We start from the raw sequence: 24,968 nt of genomic DNA, 5'->3' as shown, positions 1-24,968 counted from the left end.
TGCAATCAATATCGGCTTTTATGAGTGTTTTATTGGCGGAAAGGATGAGAAGACGAAATAATTCCGTACGCTGTTGCACACATATTATGGAGTAGAGTCACAGTTCGGAAAATATAATCATTCTTAATTGATAAAATACTTGGCTAACGCAACTTTGGCTTCTAGTTTTATATTGAGTGGTTAAACGTACCCTTAAATAATTCCTACTCCCTAACAACGTCATTGGCTTGACACAAGCACAACCCAAAGCCCCACAATCATGTGGGGCTTTTATAATTGTGGCTTACAGGTATACAATACGCGACCGTTTTTACGTTCGAGACATCACCATGCAACGCGACTACACTTACGCTTCCCTTTCACAATCCTCTCGTGAAGAGCTCGAAGAACTGAGCCTCAGACTTGTCCATCGTCTGGTCCCAGAAGAATCCATGAACGAGCTGTTTACTTTTGAACACGATGAGAGCGAATCCGAAGACAAACTTCAAGAAGCGCAGTTTGACGCGATGCTAAGAATGAACGCTATTGCCTTGAGCGAACTTCCTGCTTTGTTTAGCGAATCAGATAACCAGCAACAAAACATTGAACGCATGCAGCGTCTGTTACTTTGGCACTTTTATGCGGTTTCTTTCCATTTAGAGCGTGCGATTCCGCTACAAACGCACTGCAATCACGTCGAAATCATCGTTAAGCAAAGTCCACAAAACGCTTTGGAGTGGGTAACCACCCTAACGGACTTGCTAAGACAATACGCTCAAATCGCCCAAAACAGCTAAGCTGCTCAGTGATTCTCTAATAAAAAGCCCGCCTTCTTCGGCGGGCTTTCTCGTCTTCCAAGTCAGTCTGTTAGCACTTTACGCGCGTTCAGCGGCTGAACCGGACGATTGTTGTGTCCCATCGCTTGTTCAAACTGGCCGATTTGCCCAGCGGACAGGCTCTTCGCTTCTTTCATCACGAACCAACGTACGCCTTCGCTACAAGGCGGCGTCGTCAACGAACCATTGAAACGATAGTAGTCATCCTCTTTTGGCAGCAACTCAGTTAGTTTAAAGCTGCTAGAGAGAGATTTAGTCTCGCCTTTTTTAGGCGCCGCTTCTAGCAAATGTGCAAGTTGAGGATTGCTCGATTGTGCCTGATCAAACATCACCGCAATGACCGCTAAGTTGCCATCTTTATCTGCGTTAACAAAGTGGGCTTCCAGCGGGTAGTGCTGACTTTTTATCGTGTTTTCCGATGGTGTATGGAAATGGAACTGTGCGAGTGAAAACTCCACACCATCCACTTTAAATGTATTTGCCCCCTCCACTTTTGCCTGCAAAGTATGGCCATTGTTGGTGATGCCCGTTACCACACCGGTGTAATTGATATTAAGATCAACCAGATCGGCTTCGACAGGCTGATGGATATCAATCGGGCTTTGATTCTTACCTTGCGCACATTCTGCTGCCACATTACCCCAATGCTCTGGTCCATGCTCACCCTCATAGCCCCAATCAGAGGCATAACTTGAAGACGCAACTGCAGTTAATAATGCCAACGCTACAACGTTTTTCTTCATCATGATTCCTTTTTGTTATGTTTGCTAATCGATGTATGTTAAGCACCCATAAACCTTACATTTACTATGGAATCTATGATTGCAGAGTAAATTTGGAAGCAGTCGCAACACTTGTACTGAGCGCGAAATTACGTCCAAATAAATCAGATAGCTTGGTTCAAAAAATCGCCTGAACTCTGTGTTGCCTTAAGCGCAACAAAAAAGCCAGTTAACCTTATTGTCCGCAATCAAAGTCGCTATTTATACTGAGTTCATTGTTAACATTTGAGTAACATCAATGATTTGGTCAGACATCAACACACAAGCGCACGGCTTAGTACGTAAAAATCCTCGTCTGCAGGATTACATCGACTCTAAAATATTCGCCTATGAAGACTTCCCTAGCGCGTTAACGGGACACTTAGCCGATAGCCTGCAAGAGCACCTTCAACGTTCGTTGCTCAAAGAGTGGTTTGATGAAATCGTCAACCATCACCCTGAAATAGCAACGGCAGCAGAAGCAGACATTAACCGCGTCGTGACATTAAACCCCGCCTGTCCTGACCACTTAACTGCGCTACTTTCTTTTCGTGGCATTGCTGCGATCCAAGCTTATCGAATCGCTCACGCTATCTGGAACAGTGGAGATATCCAAAGTGCAGTACTGTTGCAAAACTGGATATCACTGCAATGGAACATCGATATCCACCCAGCGGCTAAACTTGGACAAGGATTGTTTATTGACCACGGGATTGGTTTAGTGATTGGAGAGACAGCGGTCGTCGAAGACGAAGTCAGTATCTGGCATGGTGTCACGCTTGGCAGTACGCTGAATGAAACCGGAGACAGGCACCCCAAAATACGCCGCGGCGCTCTGATTTGTGCCAGTGCTAGCGTGCTCGGAAACATCGAAGTCGGTGAAAACGCCATCGTCGCGGCAAACTCTGTCGTGTTAAAACCGGTCTCCAATGGCGTAGTGGTCGCAGGTGCTCCCGCGAAACCTGTTGGTCAAGCACCGTCGTCACTGGCAACCCTTTCTACGCAATCAGAACAAGTTTAGGAATCAATTATGAGCGCTATCGGACAGCAAACTTACGGTATTGACCATCCATTAGTCACCGTCAAAGACCACGCGCAAGCTCTAGATCAGTTCAGAGCGCTAGGGTTTAGCCCTTCTCCAATCAGTTATCATCCTTGGGGAACCGTTACCTCATTGCTGATGTTTCCCGGCAACTTTATTGAAGTGATTGGTGTCGATGACGAGTCAAAATTTGGCACCAACTCAGTGAACGGTTTTTGTTTTGGTCGACAACTGGGTTCGTTTTTACAACGTGGTGAAGAAGGCATCTCCTTGGTTGCCTTACACAGTAAAGACGCAGATGCAGACCACGCATCCCTTATCGAGCAAGGGCTAAACAGCCAAGGGCGAATCGACTTTCGCCGCAAGATGACCTTACCCGATGGCAGCCCGGACGAAGCCGTTGTCTCACTGGCGCTGTTTATTGATGATGAAGCACCGGATGTCTCCAATTTTATCTGTCACCAACACCGCCCTGAGCTAATTTGGGTAAAAGGTTGGCAACAACACGCAAACGGAGTCACTGGGATTGCCGGATTGACCTACATTGGTGACCTCGACCTTTACCAGCAACGTTGGCAATCAATCTACCAAGATAAAGTTCAGCGTTTCGACGATAAAGTGGAAGTCGATAGCGGGTGCGGTTGGTTACGTGCAGTTTCGCGTGATAAGGCCGAAACTGTTTTTCACCCTGTGGAACTGCCAACGACGAGCAGTGAACGGCCCCACGCGGTGGCAATGACATTAAACACCACCAGCTTGACTGGGCTGAAACAATTGCTCCACGCCAACAAGGTGCCATTTTTTGACGATGAGCATCGCGTATTAATCCAGCCAGAACTGGCCGGAAACGTCATTTTAGAGTTTATTGAATCGTAGAGAATTCAGCTTCGAGATAACGACGCATATGCTCAGATTATTAATAGCTAAGCTGCCGGTGTGTCGTTGTCCAACTCTTGCTTAAAAAGCGCCACCAGGCACTTGATAAACTCACTTGGCCCAGGGCCCAATTGCCTGCCCAAACGGGTGAATACCGCCGAGCCCGTATTGTTCAAGCGTTGATTGTCAAACGGCAAACTGTTTAGTGAGGTGTACCAATCGGGCATACTTTTCAGCATAAAGTTAGGCATAATGGTCGCCCCGCCATGAGAAGCATAGCAGTGCAGCGCTGTCATGTTATTGCTGATCACATTCGGCGTGAGCGTAACGTTTTCTTCTTTCTCTACTTCTTCAATTAACTGTCTTACGCCGTGGGCCAAATCTGGCAGTGCAAGCGGATATTTCTTTAATACCGACATAGTAATTGGCGTGGCTTCATTGTTGAGCGAGTGCTGCTTTCCAACTGCAATAATCATCGGATGCATCGCGGTGTAATGGGTGCGGATCTTAGGGTGTTGCGGCGGATTAAATACCACCCCAACATGCGCATCATCCTCTACCACTTTGCGTAATACATCGTTACCACTGTGAATGGAAAGGACGATTTTGATATCTGGGTACTTTTCGGCGAACACGCACATCGCTTTGCTGACGATGTTGATGAAACCCTCCCCAATAGCCAGCTCAATCGTGCCAGATTGCAACCCCTGCAAAGACTTTAAATTGTCCAGCAACAACTCTTGTTGGATCAGGTAGTGCTTGTAGTATTTCAGCAGCTCTTCACCCGCTTCTGTGGGTTTAATTCCACGTCGATGACGCTCTATCAGCACCGTATCCAGCTCATTTTCCAGTTGACTGATTTGACGACTGACCGCAGATGGCGCGACGTTGAGAAAGTCAGCTGCCGCCCTAACACTTCCGTGTTGCACGGCTTCGTAAAAGAACTTGATTCGGTTTTCCTGCAAGAAGCTCATACACCACCCATTGTGCGTTGCCGTCATCGCAACATTTTTAAAAATTGAGTTTATTGTTCAGAACACTATGCCTACTTATACTCCAAATCAAAGCAAAAACACTCATATTTATTAACAAAATCACAATCAATTCGTTTCATTCAGAGTTCGATTCACTCTGCTATTGAATACAAGTTGGCAGTTCTCTCTGCGTGGTTTAGGGACAAAACTAAGGATATGGATATGAAAATTGGCGTTATCGGCCTAGGAAATATGGGCTCAGGAATGGCAGCCACGCTGGCGAGCAAAGGTGAACAAGTGTACGGCTATGACCTATCAACACAAGCGCTTGACGCAATTGCGACAAAAGGCGTCACGCCGATTCATTCGCTCGAAGAGTTCACCGCACTTTGTAATGTCATCATCCTTTCCTTACCGAAAGCCGAGCATGTTGAGCAGCTTTGCTTAGCGGATAATGGGCTTCTCGCGCTCGGACACGCCGGACTGACTATCATCGACACCACAACTTCTGAAGCCGAGGTGAGTCGTAAGGTTGCTAAAGCATTACAAAGCAAAGGCATTGAGTTTATTGATGCGCCCGTCTCAGGCGGCCCTGCGGGCGCGGCGTCTGGCACGATGAGTATGGTACTCGGTGGCAATGAAGCGACAGTAAACAAAGTAATGCCGGTTCTTGAAAAAATCAGCGCGGTGCAGGTCCACATCGGTGATGTTGGAGCAGGCAACATTGCCAAAATCGCTAACAACATGTTGTGTGCAGCGCACCTGATTACTAACGCTGAAGTGATCAGCATGGCAGCCAAAGCCGGAGTCGACCCGCATAAAGTGTTGGCCGGAATTAACGCGGGCTCAGGGCGCAGCGGCGTCAGCCAAGTGAACTTCGAGAAATGGATTCTTAACCGCGCTTATGACTCGGGTTTTACCATGGGACTAATGCGCAAAGATGTTGGCTTAGCAGAAAAGCTTGCTGACCAGTTAGGGCTGGACTTCCTTCTCTGCCGACAAGTGATTCAAATGTGGCAACAGAGCCAGCAGCTTTCCGATCACGATGACTTCAACCAGATCGTCAAACAATCAGACCGCGACCTCTATTAATCAAGGATGAAGCAATGAATAACGAACAGATTAGCGCATCACTAAACAAGTACCTGGCGACAGAACACATCGGTAGCTGGGTAAACGGCGAGATTATCCTTGGTCATGGACATCAAATCGACCTAGTACAAGCCCACGATGAACAAGTACTACTGTCGTATCAAGATGCCGATAACGAGCTGGTTGCGACTCTTAACGAAGCAACGGACATCGCTCAGCAAGCTTGGTGGCAACTTCCCGCCAAAGAGCGTGGTCGCGTGATGTATCAAATCGGCGCTGAGATTCGCAAAGAAGCGGAAGCGTTGGCGTGGATAGAATGTCTTACCGCCAACAAACCACTGGCGAACGCCAAAGGCGAAATTGCTGCGGTAGCGGAAATGTTTGAGTACTACGCGGGATGGACGGATAAACTGCACGGCGAAGTGATTCCCGTCCCTACCTCGCATCTCAACTATGTTAAGTACGAAGCGATTGGCACCATCTTGCAAATCACGCCTTGGAATGCACCGATTTTCACCGCTGGTTGGCAAATCGCTCCGGCTATCGCGGCGGGAAATGCAGTGATTTTGAAGCCGTCAGAGCTCACGCCTGTTAGCTCGTTGATTCTTGCATCACTAATTGAACGTGCTGGCGCACCTAAAGGATTGGTAAACGTCGTTGCTGGCTACGGGCATACCATCGGACAACAAATTATTGCTAGCGCGGATATTGGCAAAGTGTGTTTTGTCGGCTCACCAATGACTGGCAGCCACATCGCGAGCGCAGCAGCCAAACGTACTATTCCTTGCGTCCTTGAATTGGGCGGCAAATCCGCCAATATCGTGTTTGAAGACGCCGATTTAGACAAAGCAATGAAAGGGGCGATGTCCGCAATCTTTGGCGGTTCAGGGCAAAGTTGCGTTTCTGGTTCGCGCCTTTTGGTTCAAGAGACCATCTTCGATAAGTTTGTCGCTTCAGTTGCTGCTGCCGCTGAGCAAATCAAGGTAGGCAATCCTACAGATCCTTCCAGCGAGATTGGTCCAATCAACAACCAGAAACAATACCAACACGTTACCAATATGCTTGAAGTCGCCAAAGCCGAAGGCGCACGTGTTATTGGTGAGCGAACGCCTACCCCAGACGCCAGTGGCTTTTACATTAACCCAACGGTACTGAGCGGTGATAACGGCATGCAGGTAGCGCAACAAGAAGTCTTCGGCCCTGTGGTGATTGCGATTCCGTTTAAAGATGAAGCGGATGCAATACGTATTGCCAACGACAGTGCGTTTGGATTAGCTGGCGCAGTTTGGACCAATAACGTTGCAAGAGCGCATCGTGTGGCGGATAAAGTCAAAGCTGGCACGTTCTGGATCAACAGCTACAAAACCATTCATGTTAGCTCTCCATTTGGTGGTTACAAACAGAGTGGTTATGGCCGTTCGTCCGGCATTGATGTGTTGCGCGAGTACAGCGAAACCAAGAGTGTTTGGGTAGAAACTTCAGACTCTCCCGCGTTCAGTTTCAATTACGGTACTGTCGAAAGCTGAATAACAATTGCGGCTTAACAACACATTAAACATAAATCCCCCTGAGAGCCTTTCAACCGCTCAGGGGATTTTTTCGTCCAACAATATTGAAGTTAAGCGCCCAGCTCCGTTCTATTTCGACCATTCTCTTTGGCTTTGTACAACGCTTTGTCTGCTTCTTTCATCACGCTTTCGATCGACTCAGGCTGACCAGCCCAATGTGAAACACCGATAGAGATAGTGATACTACTTACGACAGCAAAGTTATGGGTCTCCATTGATTTACGTATTCTTTCTGCGACTTCAAACGCTTGGCTTACATCGGTGTTCGCAAGGAAAATCATAAACTCTTCACCGCCAGAGCGACAAACTATATCAAGGTCTCTCGCCTGCACTTTCATTAGCTGCGCCACTTCTCTCAGCAGTTCATCACCCGCATTATGGCCAAAGGTATCGTTGACCTTTTTGAAATAGTCGATATCCAACGCCAGCAATGAAAAAGGCACGTTGTGCTCGCGTAAGTTTTCGACCGCTTTTTCCAAGCCGCGTCGGTTAAGCAGACCTGTCATTGCATCCGTCATGCTGTCTGAATGGAGCTTATCAATGGTACTTGAGACTATATTGAATGCCTTTAGGAAGCTGCTCTTTAAATGAGAGGCCTCAAAATACCACGGCTTGATTGCTTTTAGCTCTTCGATAGTCGACGCATGGTTGTCAAAAGCCTTCACTGCACTTGCCAGTTGCCAGAGCGGTCGCGAAATATAGATGGCCGAGATCCAAATCAGTAGCAGCGTGAGCATGCCGATTGGAATCGACTCCCAAAACACTTTCCACATCTGTTCATCCAATAGCGTTAGCGTTAGTGCTTTTGGTTTTTGCGCGACAACCCCCCAGCCTGAACCATGTACTGGCGCGTAACCTGCCAACATATCTATGCCTAATGCATTCACGATATCTTGCCCGCCATGTTCGCCTTCAATGACCGCGTTAATCGCTTTATTGGTCACGATAACCTGCCCTATACGATTTTTATCTGGGTGATAAATCAGCGTTCGGTGTCTATCGACGACATACAAATAAGAACCATCTTTGTAACCGTGCTGCCCAAGCAAGGTGGTCAGAATATTTTTCTTCTCGAGATAGATGGTTCCGCCAATGTAGCCTAGGTACTCACCATCGGCAGAAAAAATAGGATAAGACAAACTGGTTAGATAGTTGCCTGCTGGCGACACAAACGGGTCGGTAATCAAAGGACGTTGCGCTTTGAGTGATTGCAGCGAACGTTCACTCTTAAGCTTCACCCCTTTGATGCGCAAATTCTCAGGTGAGATAGAGACGATGACACCATCAGCACCTACGACTACCACTGAGTTAAATGAGTTCGTTTGCGCACGAAGACGATCTACTTCGGTAGTCAACGCCGTGTCGTCGTCCATTTTCGTCGACAAATATTGAGCACTGTATTCCAGTTGGCTCATGGCTGACTCAATAAAAGCATCGGTCATCTCAGCCATTTTTTCTGCGTAAACACGGTTAGACTCAATGGTATTGCTGATTATCAGCTCTCGTTGCACGCGATAAATGGAATAAAAGGAGTTAAACAGAGTGACAACGACACTGAACACGCACAGCAGGAGAATCAGCTTTCTTAAGTTAATTTTTTCTTGAGCTCTTTTGCGCATCCGGCGGTGCCATTCCATATTCGTACGATTGAACAATAAATCTAATTCACCTAGATTCTAATCGCAACCCGTATAAATCCCCACAAAAACAATCAGTTTAAGTAACCAAAACGTTAATCAGGTACAAGAAAACATAGTTTTAAGAGTTATGCCTTGATATTCATATGCTTGATACATCAGCAACTCACCATCCGAATAAAGAGTAAACATCATCTAATATTTGAACTTTGTTTATCTCGAAGCCTCGTATTTAAAACAAATAGCTTTTAGTTTTCACTTATTGTTGAGGTTTTCAGACCCGAATGACACTTAAAAATATACTGTTAGCACTGGTATTAATACTGAACACCGTGGTTGCGATGCACGTACAAGCCTCCACAAACTTCACACTACAAAGAACAGATAAGACTTACATAAACTATTACTTGCACGAATCGATTCCCTCTAGCGATACCCTTTTGGTTTTAATTCAAGGCTCAGATTGCAACAGTGTCTATCACAACAAACTGATCAACGATAAGTTTGCTAAGGTACTCCCTCAAGCCGACGTTCTGACGGTTGAAAAGTACGGAATCGATAAGAACCTTGAGTGGGATAAAGATCCGGAAAGACAGGATTGTCCCAACGCTTATCTTATTAATGACTCACCAGCACAGCGAGTAAAAGACTACACCCAGGTGCTAAACACACTTAATCAGAATCGCAGATATAACAAGATCGTTTTAATCGGTGGGAGTGAAGGTGCATTAATCGCCAATATCCTTGCTTCGCAATTAAGTGATATAAGCGCGACCATTTCGCTCAATGGCGGTGGGCGAAAATTTGTTGATGATGTATTACATAATATAAGGTCACAATCTCCCTCTGACGAAGCTTATAAACAAGCATCAAACGGCTTTATTGGATTTTACAACCATATATTAAATAGCGAACCGTTCGAATTGAACATGAGTGGACATGGCTATCAATGGTGGAAAGAGATGTTTGAAATCGACCAAACTCAAGTTTTGTCGAAAATTGCCACGCCAGTATTACTGATCCAATCCGGTCAAGATAAAAATGTCTCGGTAGACTTGGCTATCGCTCAAGCAAAGCAAATCTCTAAGAACCAACCCAATGTATCGTTTAAAGTATTCGAGCAACTTGATCACTCTTTTGAAGCAGCCGATGGGACTAGCCAAGTAGATACGGTGATTAAAGGTATCCAACACTGGTTAGCTCAGTATTTGTAAGGTTTTTAGAGACAAAAAAAAGCGCCCCATCTGGAGCGCTTTTCTTATTTGAATTTGTTATTCCCAATCAAGGATAACTTTGCCGGAAGCGCCGCTGCGCATAACATCGAAGCCTTTCTGGAAATCATCAATCTTGTAATGGTGAGTGATGATTGGCGTTAGATCTAGGCCAGATTGAATCAGTGAAGCCATCTTGTACCAAGTTTCGAACATTTCGCGGCCGTAGATACCTTTGATCACTAGGCCTTTGAAAATCACTTGGTTCCAGTCGATACCCATGTCTGATGGCGGAATACCCAGTAGCGCGATGCGGCCACCGTGGTTCATCGTCGTCAGCATTGAGTTAAACGCTGATGGATTACCTGACATTTCAAGGCCTACGTCGAAGCCTTCTGTCATGCCTAGTTCCGCCATTACGTCGTCAAGCTTCTGCTCAGCAACGTTGACAGCGCGAGTTACGCCCATCTTACGAGCTAGGTCCAGACGGTATTCGTTTACATCAGTAATCACCACGTGACGAGCACCAACGTGTTTCGCAACCGCTGCAGCCATGATGCCAATCGGGCCAGCACCTGTGATTAGCACGTCTTCACCCACTAGGTCGAATGACAGCGCAGTGTGTACTGCGTTACCAAACGGGTCAAAGATAGACGCTAGATCGTCAGAGATACCTTCAGGGATCTTGAACGCGTTAAACGCCGGAATCACTAGGTATTCTGCGAATGCACCTTCACGGTTTACGCCCACCCCCACAGTGTTACGACACAAGTGAGTACGGCCGCCACGGCAGTTACGGCAGTGACCACAAGTGATGTGACCTTCGCCTGAAACGCGGTCACCAATTTCAAAACCGCGAACTTCCTGGCCGATACCAACCACTTCACCTACATATTCGTGGCCGACAACCATAGGTACTGGAATTGTCTTTTGTGACCATTCGTCCCAGTTGTAGATATGAACGTCAGTACCACAGATAGCGGTTTTCTTAATACGGATCAGTAGATCGTTGTGGCCAAGCTCAGGCTTGTCCACTTCAGTCATCCAAATGCCTTCTTCAGGCTTTAGTTTCGAAAGTGCTTTGATTTTCATTACTTGATGATCTCCATGTCACGACCAACTTCAATGAACGCGTCGATTGCGCGGTCTAGTTGCTCACGAGAGTGCGCCGCTGACATTTGTGTACGGATACGCGCTTGACCTTTTGGCACAACCGGGAATGAGAAGCCGATAACGTAGATGCCTTTTTCAAGTGCACGTTCAGCAAACTCTGCTGCGACTTTCGCATCACCAAGCATAATTGGGATGATAGCGTGGTCTGCGCCTGCAAGCGTAAAGCCTGCTTCTGTCATACGCGCGCGGAAGTGTGCTGCGTTTTCCCATAGACGGTCACGTAGGTCGCCGCTTTCTTCAAGCAAATCCAATACACGGATAGACGCGTTAACAATTGCCGGTGCAACCGAGTTAGAGAATAGGTACGGACGAGAACGCTGACGTAACCACTCGATCACTTCTTTCTTACCAGACGTGTAGCCGCCTGACGCGCCGCCCATTGCTTTACCCAGCGTACCTGTGATGATGTCGATACGGTCCATTACGTCGTGGTACTCGTGTGTACCCGCGCCAGTTTTGCCCATAAAGCCGACTGCGTGAGAATCATCAACCATCACAAGCGCACCGTATTTATCTGCTAGGTCACAGATAGCTGGCAGGTTAGCAACCACACCGTCCATAGAGAACACACCGTCAGTCACGATAAGCGTGTTACGAGCACCCGCTTCTTTCGCTGCGATAAGTTGCTGCTCTAGTTCTTCCATGTTGTTGTTTGAGTAACGGAAACGCATCGCTTTACATAGGCGAACACCGTCGATGATAGACGCATGGTTCAGCGCATCAGAAATGATTGCATCTTCTTTGTCTAGGATGGTTTCAAACAGACCTGCGTTTGCATCAAAGCAAGAGGTGTAAAGAATCGTATCTTCTTTACCTAGGAATTTAGAAAGCTTTTGCTCAAGCTCTTTGTGGATATCTTGAGTACCACAGATAAAGCGTACAGACGCCATACCAAAACCGTGCTGATCCATACCCGCTTTACCCGCTTCAATTAGCGCTGGGTGGTTAGCTAGACCAAGGTAGTTGTTCGCACAGAAGTTCAGAACTTCTTCACCAGTAGAGATTTTAACAGCGGCTTGCTGTTGAGAAGTGATAACACGCTCTGATTTGTATAGGCCTTCAGCCTTTACTTCTTCGATCTGATTTTGAATCTGTTCGTAGAATGCAGAAGTCATTTCAAATTCCTTCCTAGTTATAATTATTAAGCTTAATGCTTGCGTTAGTTCTGTGGCTTAGCGCCAACAGTGTATTAACTTAAGTGTAAACGAAGCGTCGTGAATCCATTATCCCACTGGGTGGAAAAACATTATTGAACCTGAGGCACAAATAAGCTCTACTAGAGGTAATTGATGACTTCGTTAACAGTGAGCCTATGAACAATACTAAGCTGATTGCGCTACTGCCTGATTTGGCGAGTTTTATTCTGATCGTAGAGGAAGGTAGCTTTACCGCCGCGGCAAAAAAACTCGAAGTGACTCCTTCCGCGTTGAGTAAGATGGTGACTCGTTTAGAGGCGTCATTCTCGGTCAAACTGTTTGAGCGAACCACTCGCACTTTAATCATCACTCGCGCCGGACAGCAGGTGTATGACCAAGCGGTGATTATGGTCAACGCGGCTAAACAAGCGGTGGAACTGTCCGTTTCTGACCACACCGAGATAAGTGGTGCGCTAACGGTGGCAGCGCCAGAAGCGTTTTTAAACTCTGTGTTGCAACCTTTTGTGGTTCCTTTCCTAAAGCAATATCCGGATATCCAACTCAAATTGCGTGTCGCAGACGGTGAAATCGACCTAATCCGCGACAATATTGATATTGCGTTTAAGCTGACTGATAAACCCGACGAGAATTTGGTACTCAAAGAGATCGGCAGCACCAACTTGGTTCTGTGCGCGAGTCCAGACTACATTCAGCAACGTGGTATGCCGTCACATCCGAATCAACTTGTCGAGCACGACTGCCTTTATCTGGCAGAAAACGACCGTGACCATATTTGGGATTTCTTCAAAGACGATGAGTTTCATTCAGTTTCTGTCTCTGGCCGCTACGCGGTTAATCACTCACAAATGCGCCTAACGGGGGTTAAGAACGCGTTGGGAATTGGCATTTTCCATGATTTCGTGATTGCAGATGCAGTAAAAAATGGCGAAGTGGTGCCCGTACTCGCTAACTGGACGATTAAAAGTAACTATCACGGCGGTGTGGCGATGCAATACGCACAAACCAAATACATGCCCGCACGATTAAGAGCGTTTATTGATTATGTGAGTGATGAATTGACAGCGAAATTAAAATAGGACGTAGATGTGAGGGTTGATAGTAGATAACTGACTGGCGGAGCACGCGGGACTGCAATCTGGTAGCGTACGCTTAGAGCCAAAAAAGCGTACGGCTCGACTACGGTCAGTGTGTGTCGTGATGTGTAGAGAGGTGTTGGAAGTGAATCTTGGTGAAAACTTGAGAAATGACTAAAAGGACACGGTTTGCTGTGCTGGGTTTCAACCTCACCCTCTTCAACTTGTATCAACTCAAAACCGTTGATAGTACACAGTGTCGCCCAGACACCCGCGCTGGCGCCATGAGCATTGATGACAGGCATCAAAGTAACAAGCACCCAGCTAAGGGCGCTTGCTAGTAACATGGTTCGGTTAAACTTCGCTGCGCGTATCATTGTCACTCTCTCGTGGAATAGCGAAACTATATAACGAGTCGCTAACCATTTCCGCAACGAAAGCAGCAAAACTAAACCATGGTCATAACTTTATGTCGCGTATTGTAAACATAAGACACGACATAACAAATTAACCGAACAACTTACTCCAAATACTTGGATTTTTCTTATCGTGATACTCTTCGCGCAGCGCATCAACTTGTTGAAGTTCTGCTTTCGCCGCATCGATATCACCAGCATCAAGCTTGGCTTCTACTGAATCCAACGCAATCGAAAGCTTGTTAAAACCTTCTAGGTAGATGTCGAATTTCTCAGGCGCGTACTCACCACGTTTCGACTGTTCAACCAGTTCAGACAGGTTCTCGATTGCGGTTTTCATGCTAGCAACTTCGGTTGCTTCTGCAGCGTGTTTAAATTCGATTTTCATCTGTTTCATATTTGCTTTCAGGTCAACGTCTGCAGCAAACGCATGAGCAGAGACAAAAAGAGCCAGAGCTGGAATTAACTTTCTCATTGTAATGTTCTTCTTTTATTGGGCTGTAAAACGGCAATGTTACTGAATTTTGTACCGAAAGTTGAGCGGCATTTTTGTATCAAACTATAAACTTTGATAATCCGAGATCGGCTCACGCCCACGTAGTTCGAGAAAGTCTAAGAATTGACGGCAGCTATGGGTGATCACTTTATCGCTACTCACTCCAACGCTGTCGAGTAGCTCAGAGACTAAACCCAAGTTACCCACATCGTCGCAGAAATGCGCATCACTGCCCGTGGTAAAGTAAACACCCAGCTCTTTACCCATCTCAGCGATTTCATAACAGCGCTCAACACTGCCTACACGGCTGTTGCCTCTTAATGTGGAGTTATTGATTTCAATCGCGACGTTGTGCTCTTTCGCGCACTCAAGCACAGCTTTAAAATCAAAATCGAAATTAGGATTGCCCAAGTGCCCCAACGCATCCACCCGGCCACCTTTGATGGTGTTGATAAGCGCCTGAGTGTGCGACTTAACGTCTGAAGGACGAAAGACTGGCTCATGGAAGCTGGCAATCGCCCAGTCTAGATTACGGTCACTCGTAGGGTGGATATCAACGTCGCCTTCGATATTGAGAATGTTGGACTCAACGCCGCGAACAACCGCGACACCTTCTAAGAATCTTGGCAGCACTCGTTGATTAGAGAAAAACCAATAATGTGGCGCGCCAGGCATTGACTCCGCATGGTCGGTCGTACAAAACATCTGCAGACCATTTTTCTTCGCAAGTTGGGCATTTTCGATTAGCGTGCTGTAGGCGTGTCCACTGGCGTACGTGTGAGTATGGGTATCAATAACTAGCTTCATTTCTGCGATTACACTTTTGGTTAGTTGCTCACCTAATAGCCTATCGTTGTTCAAGCGCCGAGATCAACACAATCTTTGATCTCGCTCACGCGCGAGTACCGTATTCAAACGCCCGTTCCGGATACGACTCTGTTGTCATTTTTTGCGCATTTGACAGAAAACCTGTTCAAAACAGATGTTCTAGAAGCCACTTTCTGGTCCCTTTGAAAAATTCGTGGTGCTCTAATCTCCGCAAGACGTACAGCGTACCAGTACGCTAAAGAAAGGCGGTTTATTTGTTTAATTTATGAACAGATTTTTTGCATGTTGCCAAGATTGAATAATACTTATTGAGTCACTTATAAATGGGTTGAACATGAGAAAGCACCGCTACTCACTGAGTATTCACATCACTAGCTTGTTCCTAATTCTGACCACAATCGTTGGTGCTGTACTTATCACTATCAGTTACCGACACGCGCAAGAATTGTTGACGAGTAGTGCCAAAGAAGTCGGCCGCGAAAACAGCCGCAAGCTAGAGTCGACCTTTCAACAACAAATAGGGCCGATTCTGACTACGCTCGACTTTATGGCGATGAGTGAAACCATTGAGCAGCAAGAAACCCCGGTCGCCAAACCACGCTTGCTCAGCTATCTCAGCTTGATCTTCAAACGCAACCCAAGCCTAGTTGCACTTTACTATGCCAACGATGAAGGTGACTTCACGCTGTTGAGAAGTTTACGCAACACGCAAGACAGACAACGCTTCGCCGCGCCGATGGACGCACACCTGATGGTCAACATCACCAAGACCGACGGACAAAATGACTTTTACTTCCTCAGTGAAGATTATGAAGTGCGTAAAGTGACCGAGAGTCAAGATAACCAGTTTGACCCTAGAGTTAGGCCATGGTACCTCAATGCCGATGTAGACGGAGAAATTCGACTGACAGAGCCATACTTCTTCTACTTCCTACAAACCAACGGCGTCACACTTTCACGACGCACTCTCAACGGAAATAGCGTCGTTGGCGCTGATTTCACTCTCGGTTCTCTCTCCGCACAAATCGCTCAAATGGGCTATTCCGACAACAGTAAATTGGTGCTATTCGACAACCAATTTAAAGTGCTGGCGCAGCACCAAAGTGGCGCAACATTAGCCGCCAGTGAAGGACAAATCCGTTCAGAGTTGGAAAACAGTGTATTCGCCAGCGTACTTGACCGAATTTCCAGCCAGCCGATATACGCCAACGTGGAAGACGATGAGAATAACTGGTCGGTGACACTGACACCGGTCAACCTCAACCAACATGCCCGACTGCTACTCGCAGAAGCCACCCCGCAAAGTGATCTATTGGCAAATCTACTTTCACTCCGCGACAAGCAGGTTTTGGTCGCGGTGACACTATTGGTGTTCTGCTTCTTTGTCGTGTGGTTTGTTGCCCATCGCCTTGCGAGTCCGTTAAAGAATTTGATGTACCAAACCGACAGCATTGCGCGCTTTGATTTCAAGAAGACCCGCTATCCTAAGAGCGTGATTAAAGAAGTCGCCAACCTGACTCAGTCCATTGAATTAATGGAACACACGTTGCACGACTTGCTCAGTTTGCTGCGTGAGACGGCAAGTAATCAGGATTTCTCTGTATTGGCGAAAACCATTACTCACCAAAGTTACTTGGTAACCAAAGCCGAAACGATAGTTCTCTACACCCGTAATTCAAGTGAGGGCGATTACGAGATCGCGGCCAACCATGCAATCATTCCGTTCAAAATCGACTTGAACGAGTTCTTTAGTTCAACCGCTTGGATTCAAAAAGACCTCGCTAAAGGGGAAATGCTGCACTTTAATCGCGAAGACAACTGCTTGGCTAAGTTCCGCGATATTTTCTACAACTCGGACATTTTCCTGTTCCCACTGCTCAACCGACAACAACAACTCGTCGGGATATTGTTACTTGGTTATGAGCGTGCGATAACACCGGCGCAAAACGACAAACACGCGTTCCTACGTGAGCTACTAAGCTTTGCAGAATTAGCAAAAGAGAACATTGATAAGATCCGCGAGCAGAAAGAAATGCTCAACGCGTTTGTCGAGCTAATCGCGTCGGCAATCGATACCAAGTCGCCATACACAGGCAGCCATTGTCAGCGTGTACCAAAACTCAGTGAAATGCTCACTAAAGCGGCAGACAAAGATAAAAACTACTTTGCCGCGTTCTCTATGTCCCAATCGGATTGGGAAGCGCTTTATCTCGCCTCTTGGTTACACGACTGCGGTAAAGTTACAACGCCAGAATATGTGATAGACAAAGCGACCAAGCTCGAAACTATCTACGACCGTATCCATGAAGTCAGAATGCGTTTTGAGCTACTAAAAGCACAGGCGGAAATTGACTACTGGCAAGCGCTCTATGAAGGCAATGGCGATACCGCCGAACTAAAAGCGCAGTTATCATCAAAACATCAACAACTCGATGACGATTTCGCGTTTGTCGCTAAGTGCAACATTGGCGGCGAGTTTATGAATGAGGAAGACATCGAGCGATTACACGCAATTGGGCGTTATCAATGGAAACGCACTTTGGATGATCAGCTTGGCGTGTCTTGGCTTGAAAAAGAACGTGCAGGCTCGCTTGTTCCCCTACCCGTTATGGAACCCTTGTTAAGCGATAAGCCAGTACATCAGATCCGCTGGCCGCAAGGCGTGAATCCGAAAGAAATGTGGTCTGAGCCGTTTGTACTTGAACCAGGCGAGCTGAAATATAACCGTGGTGAGCTTTATAACCTAGCGATACAGCGCGGCACACTTAACGATGAAGAGCGGTTCATCATCAATGACCACATTATCCAAACCATTACTATGTTGCAGCGCTTGCCTTATCCTGAACATCTAAAAAGTGTGCCGGAAATTGCCTGTGGTCACCACGAACGAATGGACGGCAAAGGCTATCCAAAAGGGCTTTCCGAGCAAAACTTGTCGATACCAGCGCGTGTCATGGCGATAGCCGATGTATTTGAAGCGCTCACCTCGAACGACAGACCTTACAAGAAAGCGAAAACGTTAACTGAGTCCATCGATATCATGACCGCGATGGCGACATCAGGCCACATTGATCCTAAGCTGTATTTACTGTTCTTGGAGCAAGAACTGGATCTCAAGTACGCCGAACTCTATCTCAGTTCGGAACAAAAAACCGAATTCGACCGAAAAGCTCACATCATGAAAGTGAAGAGTTATCTCAAATCTCTATTCTGAAGAATCAGTCAGAACCACTGGCCTACATTAGAATTAAAGCTCTAATTTTGTCTTGTCGTGGTTCTGAGTCATCACTTATAACAATCAATAACTTAGACGAAAATCAGTCATTATTTAATCGATTGCGTCTTCAAAGGTTGATGTAAGTCAAATACTCATGGACAATACGCTGCCAAATTGACAATAGTCTCGATATTTTGGCAAGCAGTTGCATAGATATTGCTTTTGCCTAAGCCGTTTTAATGTTTTTGCCTATTTAAGTAATAGGTAAAACCTATTTTTATTATTTTTGTGCCGCTGATAGCTTGGCTGCGCATTAGAGCCTTTTATAGGCGCAGAACAACTACCTCGTTTTGAAGGGAAAGATGATGGTAATACCAGAGAATAGCAGCATCGTGATTTTTGGTGCTTCGGGTGACTTAACTTATCGTAAGTTAATCCCAGCTTTATACCACCTTTACGCGAGTAAGCAGCTCCCAGACAACTTTGCGATTCTGGGCGTTAGCCGAACTGAGTACAGTGACGACTCTTACCGCGCGAAACTGAAGAAATCACTTCAGGAAATGGAAAAAACTGAGCCTGCAACATTAGATGCGTTCATTAATCATCTTCATTACCAAGCCATCAATACCTCAGATACCGCAGACTACAGCAAACTGGTAAGCCGTCTTGACCAACTTTCTGACCAATACCAGTTCGAGCAACGCAATACGCTATTCTACTTAGCGACTCCACCTAGCCTTTACAGTGTTATCCCAGCAAGCCTTGCTGCTCACGGCCTAAACAGCGAAGAAGACGGCTGGAAACGCCTCATCATCGAAAAACCGTTTGGCTATGACTTAGAGTCAGCACGCACGCTGGATAAAGAAATCCACGAGCACTTCCTAGAACACCAGATCTACCGTATTGACCACTACCTAGGTAAAGAAACGGTACAAAACCTGTTGGTGTTCCGCTTCTCAAACGCGATGTTCGAACCACTGTGGAACCGCAACTTTATTGATTACGTTGAAATCACAGGTGCAGAGTTCTTAGGTGTGGAAGAGCGTGGCGGTTACTACGACAACTCTGGCGCAGTGCGCGACATGTTCCAGAACCACCTACTCCAAGTATTGGCAATGGTTGGTATGGAACCACCTGCGCAAATCAACGCAGATTCAATGCGTGATGAAGTGGTTAAAGTTCTACAGTGTCTGAAGCCATTAGACGAACAAGCGCTACGTAACGATCTAGTGCTAGGCCAGTACACAGCGTCTGACGTACGTGGTCAGCATCTATTGGGCTACCGTGAAGAAAACGGCGTGGCGGATGATTCTCGTACCGAGACTTACATCGGCCTGAAAGCTTACATCAACAACTGGCGCTGGAACGGTGTGCCTTTCTACGTACGTACAGGTAAACGCCTGCCAACACGCGTAACAGAAGTGGTTATTCACTTTAAAGCGACACCACACCCAGTGTTTGGTCAAAACGCACCAGAAAACAAACTGATCATCCGAATTCAGCCAGACGAAGGCATCCAGATGAGCTTTGGTTTGAAAGAACCAGGTGCAGGCTTCAAAGCCAAAGAAGTGAAGATGAACTTCCACTACACTTCTCTAGAAGAAACGCAAATGCTGACGGCTTACGAACGTCTGCTGCTTGACGCACTAAACGGCGACGCGACACTATTCGCACGCAGCGATGCAGTTGAAGCGTGCTGGCAGTACGTGCAGCCAATTCTGGACTTCAAGCAAGATCCACAATCGCTGTTTGGTTACGCGTGTGGTACTTGGGGACCAAAAGAAGCAGACGATTTGCTGCAACGCGACAACCGCGCATGGCGTTTCCCTTGTAAAAACCTAACAGATACGGACTACTGCGAACTATGATCAACCATAAGATCTTCGACACAGCACAGCAGGTTGTGGAAAGCTTGGCCAACGACATGAAAGCGCTGAGCGAACAAGGACGACCTGTTCATATCTCACTATCTGGTGGTAGCACACCAAAAATGTTGTTTAAGCTTCTAGCAAGCGACGCGTACGCAGAGTCAATTCAATGGCAAAACCTTCACTTCTGGTGGGGTGATGAGCGTTGCGTTGCACCCGATGACGCAGAGAGCAACTACGGCGAAGCAAACGCGCTGCTGTTTAGCAAAGTGAACCTACCAGCGGAGAACATTCACCGCATTCTTGGTGAGAACGACCCGCAAGGCGAAGCAGAACGTTTCGCAAAAGAGATGGCGGACGTTATCCCTTGTGAAAACGGCACACCAGTATTTGACTGGATTCTGCTAGGCGTTGGCGCCGATGGTCACACAGCTTCTCTGTTCCCAGGTCAAACTAACTACGCAGACGAGAACCTATCTCTGGTTGCGTCTCATCCTGAATCTGGTCAGCTTCGCGTGTCTAAAACCGCGAAAGTGCTCGAAGCAGCAAAACGAATCAGCTACCTAGTGCTTGGCTCAGGTAAAGTTGAAATCGTTCACGAAATTCACACCACTCCAGCAAGCGAGCTGCCTTACCCTGCAGCAAAAATCCAGTCTAATACTGGTGAAACGGAGTGGTACTTAGATTTAGATGCAGCGGCGAAAATCGTCTAGTACGGTCGCTCGTCCATTAGAGAAAATTGGAGAGAAATAATGAAAGGTGATATCGGTGTAATTGGCCTAGCGGTAATGGGTCAAAACCTTATCCTAAACATGAATGACCACGGCTTTAAAGTTGTGGCGCACAACCGTACGGCTGCAAAAGTAGACGAGTTCCTAGAAGGTCCAGCAAAAGGCACCAACATCGTTGGCGCATACTCTCTTGAAGAACTAGTAGAAAAGCTAGAAACGCCACGTAAAGTGATGCTAATGGTTCGCGCAGGTGACGTGGTAGACAAGTTCATCGACGCTCTAGTCCCTCTACTAGACAAAGGCGACATCATCATCGACGGTGGTAACACGAACTACCCAGATACAAACCGTCGCGTTGCAGCACTACGTGAAAAAGGCATCCACTTCATCGGTACTGGTGTATCTGGTGGTGAAGAAGGTGCACGTTTTGGTCCATCTATCATGCCTGGCGGCGCAGCTGAAGCTTGGGAAGCGGTTAAGCCTATCTTCCAAGGTATCTCGGCAAAAACTGACGCTGGCGAGCCTTGCTGTGACTGGGTTGGTAACGACGGTGCAGGTCACTTCGTTAAGATGGTTCACAACGGCATCGAATACGGTGACATGCAGCTGATCACTGAAGCTTACCAGTTCATGAAAGACGGCCTTGGTATGTCTGCAGACGAGATGCAAGCAGTATTCGCTGACTGGAACAAAACGGAACTAGACAGCTACCTAGTCGAAATCACAGCTGACATCCTTGGCTACAAAGATGAAGACGGTGAAGCACTGGTAGAGAAGATCCTAGACACTGCTGGCCAAAAAGGTACGGGTAAATGGACAGGTATCAACGCGCTAGACCTAGGTATTCCTCTAACGCTAATCTCTGAATCTGTATTCTCTCGTTGTCTATCTGCACTGAAAGACCAACGTGTTGAAGCTGAGAAACTGTTCGGTAAAACAATCACTCCAGTTGAAGGCGACAAGCAAGAATGGGTTGATGCACTGCGTCAGGCTCTTTTAGCGTCTAAGATCATCTCTTACGCTCAAGGCTTTATGCTAATGCGCGAAGCGTCTAACGAAAACGGCTGGGACCTAAACTACGGTAACGTTGCTCTTATGTGGCGTGGTGGTTGTATCATCCGCTCTGCATTCCTAGGCAACATTCGTGATGCATACGAAGCGAACCCAGATCTAGCATTCCTAGGTTCTGATGATTACTTCAAAGGCATCCTACAAAACAGCCTAGTAGCATGGCGTAAAGTAGCAGCTAAGTCTCTAGAAGCAGGCATCCCAATGCCATGTACGACTTCTGCCCTGACTTTCCTAGACGGCTACACAACAGCGCGTCTACCAGCTAACCTGCTTCAAGCTCAACGTGACTACTTTGGTGCTCACACTTACGAGCGTATCGACCGTGAACGTGGTGAGTTCTTCCACACGAACTGGACAGGTACAGGCGGCAACACAGCGTCAACGACTTACGACGTTTAATCGCCGAGTCACTAAGCAGTTAATGAAAACGCACTATTCGTAGTGCGTTTTTTGATTCAACGTAATTTGGAGTCTCTATGATTCACTGGCCTTGTATTTTGAAACTCGCTGGCGACGATGAGTTAATTTTCATCAAAAATCATGATGCCTTTATCGCTGACTGTGGCGACATGATTCTTCAAAACGAAGATCGCCTCATCGACTCACAAGGGAATACATATTCCATAGAAAATACGACATCATCCCTTACTCTACGCCCTACTGACGTGAAAATAGACGCAGCACAAGCATCAACTCTGATTCAAGAACACGAGTTTGCAAATGCTCAGGTATGCATAATAAAAATGCATTTCACCAGCGTCGCACAAGCAATTAAAGCGATTGAAAACTAATTTTACACTTTTTTCTTATCGAAAATTTATTGATAAAACTAACTCCATCATTCTGAATTTATTCAAGTAATCACCATTTCCAGCGAATCATTCTGTATATATCTTCACCAAAACCTGACCTTACAGGCTTTTCAAATCCCTATTTACTGGAGTAGAATCCGTGACGTTCATCACATTAGAGTATTTAGTCAACCGGTTACATAGGGTTAGACACCGTGATGATAGGAAAGCAAAAGGTGGAGAATTTGCATACAGGTAATACCAGCTACTCCTCCTAAAATAAATTCCAAACGGAGGATGTTTGCCAATCGCAACTCCTCTAATTTGATGATGCGGACATAACGCGGTGTTGTGATTCGCAATGACTTAACGCTTACGGACGGTGTATTAACTAACTGAGGTTCTACGATGACTATTAATAAGTACTTTGTTTTTGTTCCACAAGCACAGGAACACAAATTCGAAAAGGAAAATGAAGTGGTTTTAGAGAAGGAAACTCAACGCCAGGCACTTGTAAAGCAAGCACAGCAAGAAGGCGGTCTATAAGACTTTCCTTCACCGTTTAGTTTGGCGAGGCTAGCCCTAACAGGCCTGCTGATCACTCGCTAAATACTGGCATTTAAAAAGGAGTACATTGCGTACTCCTTTTTACTTTCTATCGGTTAATCGACTTAGTGGTTTTACGCATACTGTGCATGCTTCTCTTGCACGACATTGGTTATCGCGTTTACCACATCCATACTAGCGTGTTCAGCGCCCTCAACGACAGAGAGAAGCTCTGCCAGAACATCATCGTCACCTAACCAATCTTCCTTAACTAAGTCCATCGCAACGCGCATGTTTTTATGCACCACCGCGTGACTGCTCTCCATTAGTTTGAACGAGCTAAGATGACTGAATGTGTCGCTACCTTCACCGTTGTAGTACCACTGTCCTAAGCGGCAGTTAAAGTGATCAACTTGAACGGCGTCTGCTTCTGTACCAACACCGTTTTTCTCCAGTGCGATATAACCGTTTTGCATGTAGACGATATGGTCAAGCTTAACCAATGAGGCAAACGACATATCTTTAGTCTCATTCGCCAGTTTGATCGTTGCTTCAGATGCGGTCGCGACTTTATCAAAGCTATCATGGAAGTGATCCACTTCATTCGCCACAATACTGGTTTGCTGAGACACCTCTGAGGTTTGAGATACCACTTCGTGAATACGCCCGGTAATCGAATGGATCGTCTGACTGATATTATGAGTAGACTCACGGGTTCTATCAGCAAGCAAACGGACTTCATCTGCAACAACCGCAAAGCCACGCCCAACTTCACCCGCTCGTGCTGCTTCAATCGCCGCATTAAGCGCCAACAAGTTGGTCTGCTCAGCAATGCCAGTAATCACATCGATGGTTTCAGAGATGCGGCCACTTTCTTCACCTAGTTCTTGCGCGGTTGACTCCATGTTTTGCATACATTCGGTCATACTCGCCAACGCAATACGGATCTTCTCAACCAGCGCACGACTCTCTTCTGCACCATCGCGGCTTTCGGTCGCAATGTTAAGTACGTCGTCCATCTTGCTCGATAGATTCACTAACTCAGCTTGGTTGTTTTTCAGGTTACCGAGCAAGTTGCCGGTATTAATCCGGTGAAGCTCACTCTTCAGGCGATTTTGGCGCGCAAAGATATGGACCTTATTCATCGAATCTACTGCCTGATTAACCTCATGCATAGTACGTGCAAAGCCTTTTGGCATGCCGTCCGTCATCAACTTACGGTAGTACTTTCCTTTGCCCGTCGCTTCAAAGCTGTTAGAAAGTTCACGTGAGTTCGTTTCGATAATATCGAGGAAATCGTTGAGCGCCCAAGCGACAAAGCCAACTTCACCCAAACCTTTCGTCTCTGTAATACGAACATGCGTCTTGCCATTCTTGGCCTGAACAAGCGCATCATGAATACGTTCTAACGTTGAAAGGTGGCGGGTGTAATCTCGATATGCATAAGCCGAAAATGCAAGTGCGACAAATGCGAGTAGCACTTCATTTAAGGAAAAACCGTGATAATAGAAACTAAAACCTAGCATGCCCAACGTAATGGCGAGAAACACTAAACAAACTAGGAGGAACTTTTGCCTCAGAAGAGGCACATTTTTACTGACGTGATTTTTTTGCATGATGAGACC

Annotated in this window: 22 protein-coding genes; 13 read left to right on the top strand and 9 right to left on the bottom strand. The window is 46.5% G+C overall.

Annotation, left to right across the window (positions count from 1 at the left end; all coding sequences use genetic code 11):
- The first annotated feature begins 329 nt into the window (after positions 1-329).
- Entirely contained in the window at positions 330-776 is a 447-nt protein-coding gene (locus AKJ31_RS01790) for a hypothetical protein (protein WP_053407372.1), read from the top strand.
- Positions 777-838: 62 nt separating this feature from the next.
- Here AKJ31_RS01790 and AKJ31_RS01785 read toward each other — a convergent pair whose 3' ends face one another.
- The gene (locus AKJ31_RS01785; RefSeq protein ID WP_053407371.1) at positions 839-1,558 is read right to left on the bottom strand and encodes a carbonic anhydrase; all 720 of its coding nucleotides are present in this window, start codon (positions 1,556-1,558) and stop codon (positions 839-841) included.
- 277 nt (positions 1,559-1,835) lie between these two features.
- Between AKJ31_RS01785 and epsC the strand changes: the two genes are divergently transcribed.
- Together epsC and AKJ31_RS01775 are read left to right on the top strand one after the other, a co-directional pair.
- Entirely contained in the window at positions 1,836-2,597 is a 762-nt protein-coding gene (gene epsC, locus AKJ31_RS01780; RefSeq protein ID WP_053407370.1) for a serine O-acetyltransferase EpsC, read from the top strand.
- 9 nt (positions 2,598-2,606) lie between these two features.
- On the top strand, positions 2,607-3,494 hold the full coding sequence (locus AKJ31_RS01775) for a VOC family protein (protein WP_053407369.1): 888 nt from the start codon (positions 2,607-2,609) through the stop codon (positions 3,492-3,494).
- A 47-nt stretch (positions 3,495-3,541) separates the two neighbouring features.
- Here the strand turns inward: AKJ31_RS01775 and AKJ31_RS01770 are convergent, their stop codons facing one another.
- The gene (locus AKJ31_RS01770; RefSeq protein WP_053407368.1) at positions 3,542-4,468 is read right to left on the bottom strand and encodes a LysR family transcriptional regulator; all 927 of its coding nucleotides are present in this window, start codon (positions 4,466-4,468) and stop codon (positions 3,542-3,544) included.
- A 222-nt stretch (positions 4,469-4,690) separates the two neighbouring features.
- On the opposite strand from AKJ31_RS01770, the gene AKJ31_RS01765 reads away from it, so the two are divergent.
- Both AKJ31_RS01765 and AKJ31_RS01760 read left to right on the top strand, forming a co-directional pair.
- Positions 4,691-5,560: an NAD(P)-dependent oxidoreductase gene (locus tag AKJ31_RS01765; RefSeq protein WP_211263029.1), complete on the top strand. Its 870-nt coding sequence runs from the start codon at positions 4,691-4,693 to the stop codon at positions 5,558-5,560.
- Between the two features lie 14 nt (positions 5,561-5,574).
- Complete coding sequence (locus tag AKJ31_RS01760; RefSeq protein ID WP_053407366.1) at positions 5,575-7,086, top strand: aldehyde dehydrogenase family protein; 1,512 nt, start codon at positions 5,575-5,577, stop codon at positions 7,084-7,086.
- Between the two features lie 92 nt (positions 7,087-7,178).
- Here the strand turns inward: AKJ31_RS01760 and AKJ31_RS01755 are convergent, their stop codons facing one another.
- On the bottom strand, positions 7,179-8,747 hold the full coding sequence (locus AKJ31_RS01755; protein WP_053407365.1) for a sensor domain-containing diguanylate cyclase: 1,569 nt from the start codon (positions 8,745-8,747) through the stop codon (positions 7,179-7,181).
- A 302-nt stretch (positions 8,748-9,049) separates the two neighbouring features.
- Between AKJ31_RS01755 and AKJ31_RS01750 the strand changes: the two genes are divergently transcribed.
- A complete protein-coding gene (locus tag AKJ31_RS01750) occupies positions 9,050-9,979 on the top strand; it encodes an alpha/beta hydrolase family protein (protein WP_053407364.1) in 930 nt (309 codons plus the stop codon).
- A 57-nt stretch (positions 9,980-10,036) separates the two neighbouring features.
- Here the strand turns inward: AKJ31_RS01750 and tdh are convergent, their stop codons facing one another.
- Together tdh and AKJ31_RS01740 are read right to left on the bottom strand one after the other, a co-directional pair.
- Positions 10,037-11,068, bottom strand: a complete 1,032-nt coding sequence (tdh, locus tag AKJ31_RS01745) for an L-threonine 3-dehydrogenase (RefSeq protein WP_053407363.1) — start codon at positions 11,066-11,068, stop codon at positions 10,037-10,039.
- The gene (locus AKJ31_RS01740) at positions 11,068-12,264 is read right to left on the bottom strand and encodes a glycine C-acetyltransferase (protein WP_053407362.1); all 1,197 of its coding nucleotides are present in this window, start codon (positions 12,262-12,264) and stop codon (positions 11,068-11,070) included. Before AKJ31_RS01740 ends, tdh begins: the two co-directional genes overlap by 1 nt.
- Before the next feature lie 197 nt (positions 12,265-12,461).
- Between AKJ31_RS01740 and AKJ31_RS01735 the strand changes: the two genes are divergently transcribed.
- Positions 12,462-13,382, top strand: coding sequence for a LysR family transcriptional regulator (locus tag AKJ31_RS01735; RefSeq protein ID WP_053407361.1), 921 nt, complete (start codon positions 12,462-12,464; stop codon positions 13,380-13,382).
- Here AKJ31_RS01735 and AKJ31_RS23390 read toward each other — a convergent pair.
- The 3 genes from AKJ31_RS23390 to AKJ31_RS01720 all read right to left on the bottom strand — a co-directional run bounded on the left by AKJ31_RS23390 (position 13,346) and on the right by AKJ31_RS01720 (position 15,098).
- A complete protein-coding gene (locus AKJ31_RS23390; protein ID WP_053407360.1) occupies positions 13,346-13,756 on the bottom strand; it encodes a hypothetical protein in 411 nt (136 codons plus the stop codon). The two genes, AKJ31_RS01735 and AKJ31_RS23390, sit on opposite strands and share 37 nt — an antisense overlap.
- A 130-nt stretch (positions 13,757-13,886) precedes the next feature.
- Positions 13,887-14,270: a cytochrome b562 gene (locus AKJ31_RS01725; protein WP_053407359.1), complete on the bottom strand. Its 384-nt coding sequence runs from the start codon at positions 14,268-14,270 to the stop codon at positions 13,887-13,889.
- An 84-nt stretch (positions 14,271-14,354) separates the two neighbouring features.
- Positions 14,355-15,098: a phosphatase gene (locus AKJ31_RS01720; RefSeq protein WP_053407970.1), complete on the bottom strand. Its 744-nt coding sequence runs from the start codon at positions 15,096-15,098 to the stop codon at positions 14,355-14,357.
- Between the two features lie 355 nt (positions 15,099-15,453).
- Between AKJ31_RS01720 and AKJ31_RS01715 the strand changes: the two genes are divergently transcribed.
- From AKJ31_RS01715 to AKJ31_RS23165, 6 genes are all read left to right on the top strand, one after another.
- Complete coding sequence (locus AKJ31_RS01715; protein WP_053407358.1) at positions 15,454-18,333, top strand: HD domain-containing phosphohydrolase; 2,880 nt, start codon at positions 15,454-15,456, stop codon at positions 18,331-18,333.
- A 368-nt stretch (positions 18,334-18,701) separates the two neighbouring features.
- Positions 18,702-20,204: a glucose-6-phosphate dehydrogenase gene (zwf, locus tag AKJ31_RS01710; RefSeq protein ID WP_053407357.1), complete on the top strand. Its 1,503-nt coding sequence runs from the start codon at positions 18,702-18,704 to the stop codon at positions 20,202-20,204.
- Complete coding sequence (gene pgl / locus AKJ31_RS01705; protein ID WP_053407356.1) at positions 20,201-20,917, top strand: 6-phosphogluconolactonase; 717 nt, start codon at positions 20,201-20,203, stop codon at positions 20,915-20,917. Before zwf ends, pgl begins: the two co-directional genes overlap by 4 nt.
- Before the next feature lie 39 nt (positions 20,918-20,956).
- Entirely contained in the window at positions 20,957-22,405 is a 1,449-nt protein-coding gene (gene gnd, locus AKJ31_RS01700; protein WP_053407355.1) for a decarboxylating NADP(+)-dependent phosphogluconate dehydrogenase, read from the top strand.
- Between the two features lie 77 nt (positions 22,406-22,482).
- A complete protein-coding gene (locus AKJ31_RS01695) occupies positions 22,483-22,797 on the top strand; it encodes a DUF4144 family protein (RefSeq protein ID WP_053407354.1) in 315 nt (104 codons plus the stop codon).
- A 408-nt stretch (positions 22,798-23,205) separates the two neighbouring features.
- Positions 23,206-23,343 (top strand): hypothetical protein, encoded by a 138-nt coding sequence (locus AKJ31_RS23165; RefSeq protein ID WP_169780620.1) that lies wholly within the window; start codon positions 23,206-23,208, stop codon positions 23,341-23,343.
- A gap of 134 nt (positions 23,344-23,477) precedes the next feature.
- Here AKJ31_RS23165 and AKJ31_RS01690 read toward each other — a convergent pair whose 3' ends face one another.
- Positions 23,478-24,959, bottom strand: coding sequence for a methyl-accepting chemotaxis protein (locus AKJ31_RS01690; RefSeq protein WP_053407353.1), 1,482 nt, complete (start codon positions 24,957-24,959; stop codon positions 23,478-23,480).
- Between the last annotated feature and the right edge of the window lie 9 nt (positions 24,960-24,968).

Origin of the sequence: Vibrio hepatarius (genome assembly GCF_001274785.1) — a bacterium.
GTDB lineage: Bacteria > Pseudomonadota > Gammaproteobacteria > Enterobacterales > Vibrionaceae > Vibrio > Vibrio hepatarius.
The sequence above is the reverse complement of the archived record's forward strand: the minus strand, read 5'-3'. Positions and strand labels throughout refer to the sequence as shown.